Annotated in this window: 13 protein-coding genes; 4 read left to right on the forward strand and 9 right to left on the reverse strand. The window is 71.6% G+C overall.

Going from position 1 to position 12,761, the window contains the following annotated elements:
• A partial coding sequence (locus LZ604_RS21035) for a transposase (RefSeq protein WP_234517080.1) occupies positions 1-174 on the forward strand: 174 nt, incomplete at its 5' end.
• 147 nt (positions 175-321) lie between these two features.
• Here the strand turns inward: LZ604_RS21035 and LZ604_RS21040 are convergent.
• From LZ604_RS21040 to LZ604_RS21050, 3 genes are all read right to left on the reverse strand, one after another.
• Positions 322-1,380 (reverse strand): LLM class flavin-dependent oxidoreductase, encoded by a 1,059-nt coding sequence (locus LZ604_RS21040; RefSeq protein ID WP_234516968.1) that lies wholly within the window; start codon positions 1,378-1,380, stop codon positions 322-324.
• Positions 1,380-1,886 carry an SRPBCC family protein gene (locus LZ604_RS21045; protein WP_234517081.1) on the reverse strand — a complete coding sequence of 169 codons (507 nt, stop codon included), beginning with the start codon at positions 1,884-1,886 and terminating at the stop codon, positions 1,380-1,382. The genes LZ604_RS21040 and LZ604_RS21045 overlap by 1 nt, the downstream gene beginning before the upstream one ends.
• Before the next feature lie 87 nt (positions 1,887-1,973).
• Entirely contained in the window at positions 1,974-2,474 is a 501-nt protein-coding gene (locus LZ604_RS21050) for a winged helix-turn-helix transcriptional regulator (RefSeq protein WP_234516969.1), read from the reverse strand.
• A 182-nt stretch (positions 2,475-2,656) separates the two neighbouring features.
• On the opposite strand from LZ604_RS21050, the gene LZ604_RS21055 reads away from it, so the two are divergent.
• A complete protein-coding gene (locus LZ604_RS21055; protein WP_234516970.1) occupies positions 2,657-2,971 on the forward strand; it encodes an MFS transporter in 315 nt (104 codons plus the stop codon).
• A 119-nt stretch (positions 2,972-3,090) separates the two neighbouring features.
• On the opposite strand, the gene LZ604_RS21060 is transcribed toward LZ604_RS21055, so the two are convergent.
• Complete coding sequence (locus tag LZ604_RS21060; RefSeq protein ID WP_234517082.1) at positions 3,091-3,495, reverse strand: ATP-binding protein; 405 nt, start codon at positions 3,493-3,495, stop codon at positions 3,091-3,093.
• Between the two features lie 297 nt (positions 3,496-3,792).
• Here LZ604_RS21060 and mgrA point away from each other — a divergent pair, with 297 nt between their 5' ends.
• Positions 3,793-4,836 carry an L-glyceraldehyde 3-phosphate reductase gene (gene mgrA / locus LZ604_RS21065; protein WP_234516971.1) on the forward strand — a complete coding sequence of 348 codons (1,044 nt, stop codon included), beginning with the start codon at positions 3,793-3,795 and terminating at the stop codon, positions 4,834-4,836.
• A 182-nt stretch (positions 4,837-5,018) separates the two neighbouring features.
• Here the strand turns inward: mgrA and LZ604_RS21070 are convergent, their stop codons facing one another.
• From LZ604_RS21070 to LZ604_RS21090, 5 genes are all read right to left on the reverse strand, one after another.
• Entirely contained in the window at positions 5,019-5,453 is a 435-nt protein-coding gene (locus LZ604_RS21070; protein ID WP_234516972.1) for a hypothetical protein, read from the reverse strand.
• A gap of 114 nt (positions 5,454-5,567) precedes the next feature.
• Positions 5,568-7,640, reverse strand: coding sequence for a SpoIIE family protein phosphatase (locus tag LZ604_RS21075; RefSeq protein ID WP_234516973.1), 2,073 nt, complete (start codon positions 7,638-7,640; stop codon positions 5,568-5,570).
• 135 nt (positions 7,641-7,775) lie between these two features.
• Positions 7,776-9,635 (reverse strand): GMC family oxidoreductase, encoded by a 1,860-nt coding sequence (locus tag LZ604_RS21080; protein WP_234516974.1) that lies wholly within the window; start codon positions 9,633-9,635, stop codon positions 7,776-7,778.
• A complete protein-coding gene (locus LZ604_RS21085) occupies positions 9,632-11,026 on the reverse strand; it encodes a tocopherol cyclase family protein (RefSeq protein WP_234516975.1) in 1,395 nt (464 codons plus the stop codon). The genes LZ604_RS21080 and LZ604_RS21085 overlap by 4 nt, the downstream gene beginning before the upstream one ends.
• Entirely contained in the window at positions 11,023-11,739 is a 717-nt protein-coding gene (locus LZ604_RS21090; protein ID WP_234516976.1) for a FadR/GntR family transcriptional regulator, read from the reverse strand. The genes LZ604_RS21085 and LZ604_RS21090 overlap by 4 nt, the downstream gene beginning before the upstream one ends.
• 262 nt (positions 11,740-12,001) lie before the next feature.
• Here LZ604_RS21090 and LZ604_RS21095 point away from each other — a divergent pair, with 262 nt between their 5' ends.
• Complete coding sequence (locus LZ604_RS21095; protein WP_234516977.1) at positions 12,002-12,715, forward strand: DUF4232 domain-containing protein; 714 nt, start codon at positions 12,002-12,004, stop codon at positions 12,713-12,715.
• The last annotated feature ends 46 nt before the right edge of the window (positions 12,716-12,761 follow it).

Raw genomic sequence — 12,761 nt, forward strand, 5'->3', positions numbered from 1 at the left:
AACAGCTTGAAGGGCGTCAGCTCCCGGTACCTGCGCGCCGAGTACACCGGCCGTATCAACCGCATCGGCATCGGCTCTGTGTTCTGGTCCCGCTCCTACTTCGCCGGATCGTGCGGCGGCGCACCGCTCAGCATCGTCCGCCAGTACATCGAAGGCCAGAAGCAGCCCACCTGACCCTCACCGAGGAGGCGCAGCGAACTCCGGCGCTGCGCGCCTCCGGTCCAAGAACGCGTTTCCCTCCCCGGCTGAAGCCGGGGATACCCACCCAAGATCAGGGATGGAATCCAACGTCTGCCGTCGAAATGGCGCGGCCGGGGCGGCTCACGACATGCCGTCCACCTCGCGGACGAGTTCGATCGCCCTCCCCAGAGTGGTGAGCCGGGCTTCCAGTGTCTGCCCGGCCGGGTAGAGGCGCACGGTGTCCACACCGGCGTCGCGCCACACCTTCAGCCGCCGGCGCACCATGGGCTCCGTACCGATCAGCGTCGTGCCCAACACCATCTCGTCGGTCACGAGGCCGGCCGCGCCGTCCCGGTCACCGCACTGCCAGCGCGCACGGATTTCGGCGGCGACCTCGGCCCAGCCCTGGCGGCTGTAGGCGTTGTTGTAGAAGTTGGTGGACGCCGTTCCCATGCCGCCCAGGCTGAAGGCCAGTTCCTTCTTCCGTGCGGCGGTCATCTCGCCGAGCGCGTCCTCGTCGGGAGCGAAGGCGACCTCGGCGCCCTGGCAGATGTCGAGGTCCGCCCGGGTGCGCCCGCTGCGGGCCAGACCGTTGTCCAGGTGGGCGAAGTAGGCGCCGGCCGCGCCTTCCGGTACGAAGCTGGTACCCAGCCAGCCGTCGGCGACCTCCCCGGTCAGTTGCAGCATGGCCGGTGACAGTGCGGCCAGATAGACGGGGACCTCGTGCTCGGCCCGCATCGACAGCCGCATCGGGACGCCGCCACCGCCGGGCAGTGGAATCTGGAACTCCGATCCGGAGTACGAGAGTTTGCCGCCCTCGAGTACCTGTCGCACGATCTCCACCGTCTCACGCATGCGCCTCAACGGACGGGCGAACGGGACCCCGTGCAGGCCCTCGATCACCTGGGGACCGGAAGCCCCGAGGCCGAGCAGGAAACGGCCGCCGGACAGATTGGACAAGGTGATCGCGGTCTGCGCCACGGCCGCCGGGGTGCGCGTGCCGACCTGCATGACGCCGGATCCCAGCAGCATGCGGTCGGTGAGAGCGGCGTAGTAGCCCAGCGCGGAGGGCGCGTCGGAGCCCCACGCTTCGGCAACCCAGCAGATGTCCAGGCCCAGCTTCTCGGCCTCGACGACGAATGCGGCCTGCTGAGACCACGGTTCGCCGCCGGACGCCTCGATGGTTGTGGCAGTGCGCATCAGGCCTCCGCCCTCTCCTTGATCTTCTCCAGAGTCGAGGCGATGGCGCGCTCGAACTCGCGCAGCCGCACGAACACGATCTTCTGTTCCCTTTCCGGCATCCGGTCGATGGCCACCGACAGACCGGAGCGGCCGGGGCCCAGTTGCATCCACTCCGACAGTTCGGTTCCCCCGTCCTTGGGTTCGAGCCGGAAGCGCCAGATCGCGGATGGGTTGGCCGGGTCCTCCACCGCCCAGGCGAGCACCAGCCCCGGCTCGTACTCGACGATGTGCGAGGTCGTCTCCCACTCCCCGAACGCCTCGTGCCTGCTGCGGCCGAGGAATCTGGCGCCCACGGCGGGAGCGGCCGCACCATCGAGCCATTCGACCGACTGCAGTTCGTCGCTCAGGCCCGGCATCAGCGTGATGTCGCAGACCAAGGCCCACACCCGCTCCGGCGGTGCGTCGATCCAGGTCCGCACTTCAAGGGTGGGTTTGTCCGCGTAGCGCGCACCCGTCCACTCCACGTCAGCCAACTCCTCCGCACCGAGGGATCTGACCACCAGAGTTGCTTTACGAGACTAACCTGTCAAGGGACCGCGCGCCCGGGGCGCTCAGGCCGTGCCGAAGCGCCGCTGCACATCCGGCCGGCGTTTCAGCCGCTCCGGGTAGCCGGGCCCCATCCGCATCGAGGTCTCCCCGGCCTCCAGCGGCTGGTGGCACGCGGCGCACACCACCTCGGCCTGGGTGTCGTGGCCGCACCTGTCGTGGTGGAGCACCACGGGGACGCCCTCCGCGCCCGCCAGCCACCGGTCACCCCAGCGGGACATGGCGGCCAGCACGCCGAAGAGGTCCCGCCCCTTCTCCGTCAGCAGATACTCGTAGCGCCGCGGATCGCTCCGGTAGAGCCGCTTCTCCATGACTCCCTCGTCCACCAGGCGGTGCAGCCGGTCGGTCAGGGTGTTGCGGGCGATCCCCAGCTCCTGCTGGAACTCGTCGAAGCGACGGATGCCGTAGAAGGCCTCACGCAGGACCAGGGGAGTCCAGGAGTCACCCAGCAAGTCGATGGTCCGGGCGATGGAACAGGGCCAGGCGGAGAACGACGTCCGTTTCATACCCTCAGCCTACCCAGTATCACAAAAAAACCCAGCAGGTGAGTGGGGGTAAGCAGGCAACCAGTGCACCGGCCTGCGACCTCCCGCGGGCCCGGAGCCCGGCCGGAGCGGGTACGCCCTTTCGAGTGCCTGGGCGCGACGCATCGCCCGTCGTCCGTCTCCCGGGCGATCGCGTACGGAGGATGGCATGCGGCCAGCCGGGGCCCAACGCCACCACGTTCACCCTGCCCGCCGAGGTGTTTCCCTCCGAGATGCGCGCGGCAGGACACGGGTTCGCCGCAGGCTGCGGCAAACTCGGAGCGGCTCTGGGAACCTTCCTCTTCCCCGTACTGCTCGCGGGCATCGGCGAGGCCGCACTGCTCTACGCGGTGGCCGGGGCCTGTGCGTGCGGATTCCTCGTCACTTTCGCCTTCCGCGTCGAGACACGCGGCCATTCGCTCGACGAACTCTCCGGCGCCCAAGCCATCGCACTCGCCCCCCGCATCACCCCGCCCTGACGTCCGGACCGGCATGGGGCCTGCGGCTGGTGTGCGGCCCGCCGGCGGACAGCGCCGGCCGCTTCCGGAGCCTTACGATCGCCGGGTACGCCCCGACGCGGTGGCGGTGCCGCCGGCCGTCACGGGTGCCCGCCGCCCCCGGCGTCCCACAGGGCCATACGGGCGGTGACGCGTTTGCCGGGCGATTCCCGCCGCGCCTCGAACCCCTCGGCGAGGGCCATCACGATCTCCAGGCCGTGCTGGCCCACTCTTCCCGGATCCGCCGCCCTGGCCACCGGCAGCACCGGGTCGCTGTCCCACACCGTCACCTCCACCATGGCGCCGACGACGCACAGCTCCAGCCAAGCGGGCCCGGGAGCGTACTTGCGGGCGTTGGTGACCAGCTCGCTGACCACGAGCTGGGTGAGGTCCATCGCCCGGGCCGACACCGGAAGCCCGTGCTCTGCCTGGAGCCGGGCCAGGAAGGCTCCGGTGAGGTGCCGGGCGTCGGCGATGCACGCACCGCCGCCGTCCAGCGCGATCATGATCTGTGTCTGGCCGTCCACCGGCCTCGTGCGGCTCTCGCCGCGCGGAAATGGATGCATCCGGACCGCCTCTGCCACCCCGTTCACACCCAGCGCCTACCCCCGGACGGGCCACCCACGCCACACAGGTCCGAACGATCCTCGGGACTCCTCACGCCAACGTCGCGATTCAGAAGCCCCACCTCTGAATCCCATGAAAGGGAGCTGTTGGACTTCAGGATCACGTAGAGGCAGTGTGGGTATGTCCCCTGTCTTCCGGCGGGGCCACCTCTCACCGAACCATCCGGAGATCATCCGATGAACCACGTCGCGGATCCTGAGCGTTACAACGGCACCATGCGCTACCGCCGCAGCGGGCGCTCAGGGCTCGACCTTCCCGTCCTGTCCCTCGGTTACTGGCACAACTTCGGGGACGACAGGCCGTTCGAGACGCAGCGCGAGGTCGCCCTGCGCGCCTTCGACCTCGGGATCACCCACCACGACCTCGCCAACAACTACGGTCCGCCCTACGGCTCCGCGGAAATCAACTTCGGGCGCCTGATGAAGCAGGACCTCGCGCCGTACCGGGACGAGCTGGTGATCTCCACCAAGGCCGGCTGGGACATGTGGCCCGGCCCGTACGGCCAGGGCGGCGGCTCACGGAAGTACGTCCTCGCCTCGCTCGACCAGTCGCTGAGCCGCATGGGTCTGGAGTACGTGGACATCTTCTACTCCCACCGACTCGACGCCACCACTCCCCTCGAGGAGACGATGGGCGCGCTCGACACCGCCGTCCGCCAGGGCAAGGCCCTCTACGTCGGTATCTCCTCCTACGACACGCAGCGCAGCCGTGAGGCGGCCGCCATCCTCCGGGAGCTGGGCACGCCGCTCCTCATCCACCAGCCGTCGTACAGCATGCTCAACCGCTGGATCGAGACCGAGGGCCTGCTCGACGCGGCTCAGGAGGACGGTTTCGGCATCATCGGTTTCACGGCGCTCGCCCAGGGACTGCTCACCGGTCGCTACCTCGACGGCATCCCCGAGGGTTCGCGTGCCGCGCAGGGCACGTCGTTCGACACGGCATGGCTGTCGGACGACATGCTGCACAGGCTGCGCGCCCTCAACGACATCGCGGCGCGCCGTGGGCAGACCCTGGCTCAGATGGCCCTCGCCTGGGCCCTGCGCGACCAACGCGTCACCTCGCTCGTCGTCGGCGCCTCCCGCACCGAACAGCTGGAGCAGAACGTCGCCGCGCTGGAGAACCTCGACTTCAGCAGCGAGGAACTGGCCGAGATCGACAAGTACGCCGCCGACAGCGGCGTGGACCTGTGGCAGGACGCCCGTCTGGGAAACGTCCGCTGACCGTCCTCGGTACTTCACCGGCCGTGGTCGGGCCGCCGACGGCGGCGGCCCGACCGGCCACCGTCGCCTGACCACCGGGCCACCGAGTCGGTGATCTCCGTGGGGCCACCGCCGTCCGCTGTGGACCCGCTCAGCGGTGACGGCGCGGCCGGACAGGCCCGGCGTGCGGCTCCCCTCGTGCGTCAGATCCGCCCGCCGGTGAGCCGGGTGAGGGGGCCCTGGGGGCGGTTCCCCGCGCGGCGGCCCACCGCATACGACGCGGCGCTCAGCGCCGTCAGACCGGCGCCGACGCCCGCGGCGACGAGCTTACGGTGGGCGATGACCGTCCAGGCGGTCTTGGCGGTGGCCGCGACCTGGCCCGAGGAGGCGATGATCGCCTGGCGGCCCGCTTCCACGCCCCTGGCCGCGGCGTGCACGGCTCCGGTCGCCGACTCGGCCGAGCGCTCCACACCGGACTTGGCCGCTGACACCGCGTCATCCGTACCGGCGGCGGCGCTCTTCGCGGCCCGCGAGGCAGGAGCGGTCGCCTTGCTCGCGGTCCGCTTGGCCTTGGCCGCGGGCGTCCGCTCGGTCTCGGTCTTCCGATGCGTTCCATTGTTCTGTTCAGTCATGGGCATCGCGTTACCGCTCGCACCCACGGCAAACACTTCCGGCCGAGCAGTGCCCGACCGGTGGCCGGCCGATCCGCGATCCGCGAGCGTGCCCGGGACTTCGGGACTCACATCACGGGCTCAGGCCCGGGCTCGGGCGATGAGCAGGGCGACATCGTCGGAGCCGTACGGAGGCCGCAGCATCGCCAGAAGCCGGTCGCAGGTCTCCTCCAAGCCATGCTGCTGGGTGGCGGAGAGGGCGGCGAGCAGGATGTCCAGACGGACGTCGATGGGGTCGCTCCGCGTTTCGACCAGACCGTCGCTGTAGAGGGCGAGCTGGTCACCGGGACGGAAGGCGATGGTGGTGGTGTCGAAGGGGACGCCTCCCACGCCCAGTGGCACCCCGGCGGGCAGGTTGAGCAGCCGCGCCGGATGACCCGAACGCATCAGGGCCGGCGGCAGATGGCCGGCGAGGGAGACGTCGCACTGACCGCGATGGGGATCGTAGACGCAGTAGATGCAGGTGGTGATGGCCTGTCCGATGCCCTCGCTCAGGTGATCGAGATGGCAGAGGGCCTCGGCGGGGGGCAGGTCGAGCTCGGCGAAGGCACGTGTCGCGCTTCGGAGTTGGCCCATGGTGGCCGCGGCGTTGATGCCGCTTCCCATCACATCCCCGACGACCAGGGCGGTCTTGTCCCCACGCAGAGGTATGGCGTCGAACCAGTCACCGCCGATCTCGCTGGTGGCGCCCGCCGGCTCGTAACGCCAGGCGACCTCCAGGCCCGGCCGGGTCGAGGGGAGTTCGGGAAGCAGACTGCGTTGCAGGGTGAGGGCCGCGTGGCGCTGGGTCTGGTATCCGCGGGCGTTGTCGATGCAGACGGCGGCGCGGGAGGCCAGCTCGCAGGCGAGGAACACATCGTCCTCGTCGAAGGGGGCCGGGTGCTGCGTGCGTGTGAGGGCGAGGGCGCCGAGGACTTCGCCCCGGGCCACCAGGGGCACGGCCAGGTAGGAGTGCAGCCCGGCCGCCGCGAGAACGGCGGCGGCGCTTTCGTGGTGTGCGATGCGCGGCAGATCCGCGGGCGTGGTGTGTGACACCTGAACCGGTCGGCGGGTGTGCACGCATCGTGTGATCAGGTGTTCGCTGTCGTAGGTGGTGACCGTCCCGGGCGGGTCGTCCGCGTGGAAGGCCTCTGCGGGGCGGGCCGCGCTGACGGCGAGGACACGGAAGCCGGCCGGGCCCGTGGACGGCGCGGCCCGGCCGGCGAGAGCGCTGTCGAGCACGTTCACCGCGGCCACATCGGCGAGGACCGGTACGACCACGTCGGCGAGCTCGCGCGCCGTCGTCTCCAGGTCGAGGGTGGTTCCCACGGACGCCGACGCGCTCGCGATCAGGGCCAGGTGCTGCCGGGCCTGGGCCGCCTCGGTGGCCGCACGGTAACGCTCGGTGATGTCGATGACGGAGAAGGCGAGGCCGAGCACCCGCCCGCCCTGGTCCTCCAGCCGGTGGTACGAGACGGACCAGGCGTGCTCGTGCTCCGGGTCGACGGGGGGACGGCAGACGACCTGGCGGTCGACGACCGGCTCACCGGTTTCCAGTACGCGAAGGAGACGCTCCTCGGCGGTCGGGACGTCGAGGAAGGACAGGGCCTCGCCGACCGGCCTGCCGAGGTACTCGGCGGCGGACAGGCCCACGATGCGCTCCAGTGCCGGGTTCACGGTCAGAAAGCGCAGCTTCGCGTCCAGCACGGCCAGCCCGATCGGGGACTGGGAGACCAGGCGTGTGGACAGCGCGACGTCCCGTTCGACCCGCGCGACGGTCGCCTGGTCGGCGGCGAGGCCCAGCGCAAAGGTCTCGCCGAGCTCGTCCAGCAGCCGCATGTTGCGGAACTCCACCAGGCGGGTGCTGCCGTCCTTGTGCCGGATCGGGAAGGCCCCGGCCCAGTCGGCGCCGGACTCCATGACCTCGGCGAACAGCCGGATCACCTCGTCCCAGTGTTCCTCGTGGACCAACAGCCGCGCGGCGAACCGGCCCAGCGCCTCGCCCGCCGTGTAACCGAACAATTCCTCAGCGTGAGGGCTCCAGAAGACCACCCGGCCTTCCGAGTCCAGCACCACCGCGGCCACGCTGAGCAGGTCGAGGAGGCCACTGGGCGGCGCCGCGGGATCGACCGGTTCCGGGCGTCTCAAGGGCCGGGAGGAGTCCGTCGTCCCCATGCACGATCCCCTTTTCCAGTACGTCGCGGCCCAGGTAGTCCCCGGTGGCCGCTTTGCCTCCTTCCATAGTCGTCGCAATCCAACGCGGCACACCTGGGGCGGCCTGCCGGCCCTGTCCGCCGTGCTCCACGGATGTCAGGAAGCCTTCGCCACGAAGCGCCGAGTGATGGCCAGGGCGGCCGCCATGATGCTCAGCTGGGGATTCACCTCCGGACAGCTGGGCAGCACGGAGCCGTCGGCGATCAGTACGCCACGCGCGCCGCGCAGGTGCCCGTCCGGGTCGGCCGGCGAGAGCTCGGGGTCCGCGCCCGCGGCGGCCGTACCCGTGGGGTGAAAGGCGGAGACATGGAGCCTGCCGGCGGTCACCCCGTCGAGCAGCTCCTCGAGCTGAGCGGGGGTGCGAGCGCGTGGCGCGTGCGGAACTCCGGTCAGTACTTCCTCGGCGCCCGCGGCGAACAGCAGCGCACCTATGGCCCGTTGCGCCCGCAGCAGACGGCGGGCGTCGCGCGGTGCCAGGTCGTAGCGGATGAGTGTGCGATCCCGGCCGTGAACGCGGCCCGAGGGGCGGTCGGCGATCATGGCGCCGATGGTCGCCAGCCGGTCCGCTCCTTCCAGTTCACGGCGCAGTTCGCGTCCGACGCCCGGCAGTACGAACGAACTCATGCCCGGAGGCGCGGCGGTGGCCTCGATCAGGATCCCGTCGGTGCGCAGGTGTTCCACTCCGACGCTCTGCAGGACGCCTTTCCAGCTGGTGACCGGTCGGCTGAAGCGGCCCGCGACGCTGATGGCCGGGTGCACGCTGAGGTTCCGGCCGAGCCGGGGGTGCCCGCCGAGTCCGGAACGGCGGAGCAGCGGCGGGGTCTGCAGGGCCCCGGCGGCGACCACGACCAGAGGGCTGAGGATTTCCAGTTCGCTGCCGTCGGGGCGGCGGACCAGCACCCCCGCGGCCCGGGCTCCGCCGGGGCGGTCGGGGTCGGTGAGGATCCGCCGCACGCGGGCGCTCGTCACGATGCGGGCGCCGGCCGCGCAGGCCTGGGGAAGCACGGACAGCTGGACGCTCTGCTTGGCGCCGGTGGGGCAGCCGACGACGCACTGACAGGAACCCGCGCAGCCCGGGGCGTTGCGGTTCAGAGGTGCCGCGGCCCAGCCGAGGTGCTGTGCCCCGGCCAGTGCGAGCAGTCCGTTGCCGCCGAGGACGTCCAGCGGCTGGGGCGCCACCCTCAGGGTGCGTTCGACCTCGTCGAGATCTGCTTCGAAGCCTTCGGCGGCCGCGAATCCGTGGCGACGCGACCAGCGGGCGAGGACGTCGTCGGGAGTCCGGTAGCAGGTCCCGGAGTTGACGACGGTGGTGCCGCCGACCGCGCGGCCCACGGGCACGACCAGCGGCGGGCTGCCGACGGCGATCGTGGCTCCGCCGTCCCGGTAGAGGTCGCCGAAGCGGTCGAGCGGAGCCCGCCTGGCGAACGACGCGGTGCTGTGGTGCTCTCCTTCCTCCAGGACGACGACGCGCAGGCCCGCGCGGGCGAGGGTCCTGGCGGCCATGGCCCCGCCGGCACCGGATCCGATGACGACGGCGTCCGCGGTGGACCGCGTGGGCCACTGGCCGGAGGGCGTGCAGTCGAGCGGCGGATCGTCGGGCGCGGGCCGCGCGGGCGCGGCGCCCTGGTGCGGTATCCGTTCGGTACCGGCCGCAAGCAGCAGCGGTACCTTCACCGCGTCCAGGAAGGGCAGCAGGGCCCGACGGGAGACCAGTGACGCCATGACGTCCTCGCGTTGCGCGGGGCCGAGACCGGACAGCCGCCCGCCGGTGCGGGCCACGGCGTAGGCGTCGATCACCGCGGCCGCGCCGCGCACCGCTGCCCGTGCCGGGGCGGGCATCGTGCCGAGGAGTGTTTCGAGCCGTCGCGGCACGTTTCGTGCCCAGTCGGCGGTGCCGTCGTCCGCCAGGAACGCGGCGACAAGTCCTGTCAGCGGGGCGGGGGGCCGGTGACTCATCGTTCACCGACCTCGGCGTGGGCAGTGCCCGACAGCCGCCATGCGGCCTCCGGCCGCCACCTGCCCCACCAGCGCTCCAGAGAGACCACCGCATCCGCTGTCTCGCTGTTGCGGCAGACCGCGGCGGAGCCGTCCGGGTCCGTGTAGCCGAGGGCGAGCGTCCGGTGGGGCGGCTGGGTCACCGTGACCCGTATACGGCGCCGGCCGGCCCTGCCCTCCACCCGCCACTCGGGCAGTCGGATGTCCGCGCGGAACCGGCCGACTCCCGCCCAGCCCACGGCGGAGCGTTCCACACGCCGGGGCCAGGTGCGGCCGTCTCGGTGCAGGCGCAGGAAGACGAGAGGAGGCAGCCTGTCGAGTCCGCGGCGCATCGAGACCGCGGCGATGATCTCCAGTATGTCGCCGCCGCCCAGGTCCGCGTGGAGCCAGGCCCAGCGGCGGGCGTTGCCGTGGCCGTAGATACGGGCGCTCGCACCGGGGGCGCCGTCCAGGCGCAGCTCGCCGGTGCCGTACCGCACCGTGCCGCTGTAGCGGGCGCGGGCGGCGGGCAGCATCTGTGAGGCCGGCAGCCAGGGCCGTCGCCAGGACCAGCCGGGGAAGGTGTGGAGGGGCGGGCCGTCGGGTTCCTCGGTGAGCGCCCAGGAGAACGGCTCCGCGGAGCCGGTGAGCCGGCCGGGGAGCGCGCGGATGCCCTCGGCGGCGAAGCCTTGGGGAGCCGCTTCCCAGGGGAAGGGGCCGAAGCGGGCGTGCTCGACGGGGCCGTCCTTCGGGAAGACGGCGACCCAGCCGTGTGCGTAGGCGCCGCTGCCGTCGGTCGGCGCGACCACTTCATGGTGCAACCACACCCCGCTGCCGGTCGCCTGGTCGGTCAGGGTGGTGTACCAGACCTCGGTGCGCCCCGGCTTCCCGTCCCAGCGCGACGCCGTGTCACGGTCCGCGGCGGGCACGGCGGCAGGGGGGAACCGGAAACTGGTGAGGAAGGGCAGCAGGCCGGTGACGAGCGGGAAGCGCAGGGTGCCGTCTCCGACGCGCTCGCCGTCCTCGTAGAGGGTGTACGGCAATACGGTCATCGAAGCGAGCGGATGCCGGGGCGACACCGACTTCCAGCCGTCCAGCGTCAGGCGCCGGCCCTCCAGGGTGAAGGTGATCCGGTAGCGGATTCTGCGCCGGGCCAGGGGCGAGATCTCCAACTCCCCCACCGCTTCCGGGTCGTCCGCCCGTCCGGCTATCCGCACCCGTCCGGTCAGCCGCGCCCGCGTCGTACGGTGCGGCAGCAGGACACGGTCCGCTCGGGCGCGGAGGTCGAGACGCAGCGGGCGGTCGCGGTCCTCCGCGACCAGGCGCACACGGCCCAGCATCGTTTCCTCGAAGACCGTGCCGCGTCGGGTCATCGGGCACCGTCCCGGCGTCCGTGGGCATGCGCCAGCCCTTCGAGCATGATGCGTTCCGTCGCCGACAGGTAGTCGCCCGCGGCCGTGCGTGCCGCTTCCTGGTCGCCGGCGGCCACGGCCTCGATCACCGGTGCCAGACGGTCGTGCGCGGACCGGGGATCCCGGAAGGGACCGACCAGGGCCGCGCGTACCGGCAGATAGGCGTTGAACAGGGTGTTGGTCAAAAGGACGTACACCCGGTTGCCGGTGGCGCGGGCGAGTGCCCGGTGCACCTCGGCGTCCGCCAGTTGCACGGGGTCGCCGCCGGTGGCGTCGCCGACGGCCGCCAGCAGGGAGCGCAGTTCGGCGATCTGCGACGGCGAGGCATGTGCGGCGGCGCGTTCCGCGATCAACGCGCCGATGCTGCGGCGGACTTCGAAGATCTCGCCGATCCAGTCCGGGCTGTGGCGCACGAGCATGGGCAGGATGTCCGCCCCGCCGAGGCGCAGGAAGTCGCGTACGCGGGTTCCCACTCCGTGTCGTGTCTCCAGCAGCCCGGCGTGCACCAGCCGCCCGAAGGCGTGTTTGAGCGTGGTGCGCGTGACCCCGAAGACGTCGGCCAGTTCGCGTTCGGGCGGCAGGTAGCTCCCGGCCGGATGGCGTCCGTCGAGGATGTCCTCGCGCAGCCGCTCCTCCAGCACCTCGACGATCGTCTCGCGTGGCAGTGGTTCCACTTCGGCCCCTTGGCGGATGAGTGGTTCAGTGGCTGAGCCACTGAACCACTCGATATGACACCACGTCAATGTCCATGAGGGCAGCCGGGGCGCACATCACCCGGCGGAGAACGCAGATCGCCTGGTCACGGGCCGACACTGATCTTGTCACCGCTGTGTGACAGATGATCGGCCGGCGAACCCGCCGTGCGCCGGCCTCGTCTGTAGCGGCGAGTGCCGGTGCACGACCGGCTGTCCGCACAATCCGAATTCGGGGGATGCCATGCAGTACAAGAAGACCCATCGCAGAGCCGCGCTGGTGACGGCCGCGGTCTCGGCCGCGCTCGCGCTGACCGCGTGCCAGCCCGGCGATGGGCCGGGGGCCGCCGGGGCGGCTTCGGCAGCGCCGTCGGTGGCGCCGTCAGGAGCGCCGAGTGCCGGGGCCGCCTCGTCGGGCGTGCCGGACTCCGCGGCCTCGAAGCCTTCCGGCTCGGGCGCGTCGGCGGCGCCCGTGGCCGGTGCTTCGCGGGCGGTCACACCGTCGGCGGGCACGGCGAAGGCGTGTACCCCGACCGACCTGAACGCGGCCGTGTACCAGGCTGTCCACCGCCCGGTGGGTACGGGAACCGGAGCGGCGATCGTCGAGTTCACCAACGTCTCCAAGCAGCCCTGTGTCGTGCAGGGCCATCCGACGGTGGCGGGTGCGGGCAACGGTTCCCCGCAGCACAACGCTCCGCTGTCGGTGACGCGCTCGGGCTCCGCGTCACCCGTGCGGCTGGCACCGGGCGGCAAGGCATGGACGAAGCTGACCTTCGTCCAGGTCCAGGGCGAGGCCGACGGCTACTGTGTATCCGGTTCCACGCCCGTCGTGTATCCGACCCTGGTGGTGGGCCTGCCGAGGGCCGGTCAGCACCAAGTGGCGATGTCGGACGGCCAGTTCGCCGAGTGCGACAACAAGGTGACCGTGACCGCGGTGTCGGCTGTGAAGCCTTCCTGACGAGGTCCCTCCGGCCCGGGGGAGCCGCCGCGCGCGGCGGCGCCCC

The organism is Streptomyces glomeratus, from assembly GCF_021462825.1.
GTDB classification, from domain to species: Bacteria; Actinomycetota; Actinomycetes; order Streptomycetales; family Streptomycetaceae; genus Streptomyces; species Streptomyces glomeratus.

Excerpts from the sequence above, each read along its gene's own strand:
- LZ604_RS21050 (WP_234516969.1), bottom strand. The coding sequence starts at position 2,474 with ATGAAACGGACGTCGTTCTCCGCCTGGCCCTGTTCCATCGCCCGGACC.
- LZ604_RS21060 (WP_234517082.1), bottom strand. The coding sequence starts at position 3,495 with ATGATCGCGCTGGACGGCGGCGGTGCGTGCATCGCCGACGCCCGGCAC.
- LZ604_RS21080 (WP_234516974.1), bottom strand. The coding sequence starts at position 9,635 with ATGAGTCACCGGCCCCCCGCCCCGCTGACAGGACTTGTCGCCGCGTTC.
- LZ604_RS21070 (WP_234516972.1), bottom strand. The coding sequence starts at position 5,453 with ATGCCCATGACTGAACAGAACAATGGAACGCATCGGAAGACCGAGACC.
- LZ604_RS21075 (WP_234516973.1), bottom strand. The coding sequence starts at position 7,640 with ATGGGGACGACGGACTCCTCCCGGCCCTTGAGACGCCCGGAACCGGTC.
- mgrA (WP_234516971.1), top strand. The coding sequence starts at position 3,793 with ATGAACCACGTCGCGGATCCTGAGCGTTACAACGGCACCATGCGCTAC.
- LZ604_RS21095 (WP_234516977.1), top strand. The coding sequence starts at position 12,002 with ATGCAGTACAAGAAGACCCATCGCAGAGCCGCGCTGGTGACGGCCGCG.
- LZ604_RS21055 (WP_234516970.1), top strand. The coding sequence starts at position 2,657 with ATGGCATGCGGCCAGCCGGGGCCCAACGCCACCACGTTCACCCTGCCC.
- LZ604_RS21085 (WP_234516975.1), bottom strand. The coding sequence starts at position 11,026 with ATGACCCGACGCGGCACGGTCTTCGAGGAAACGATGCTGGGCCGTGTG.
- LZ604_RS21040 (WP_234516968.1), bottom strand. The coding sequence starts at position 1,380 with ATGCGCACTGCCACAACCATCGAGGCGTCCGGCGGCGAACCGTGGTCT.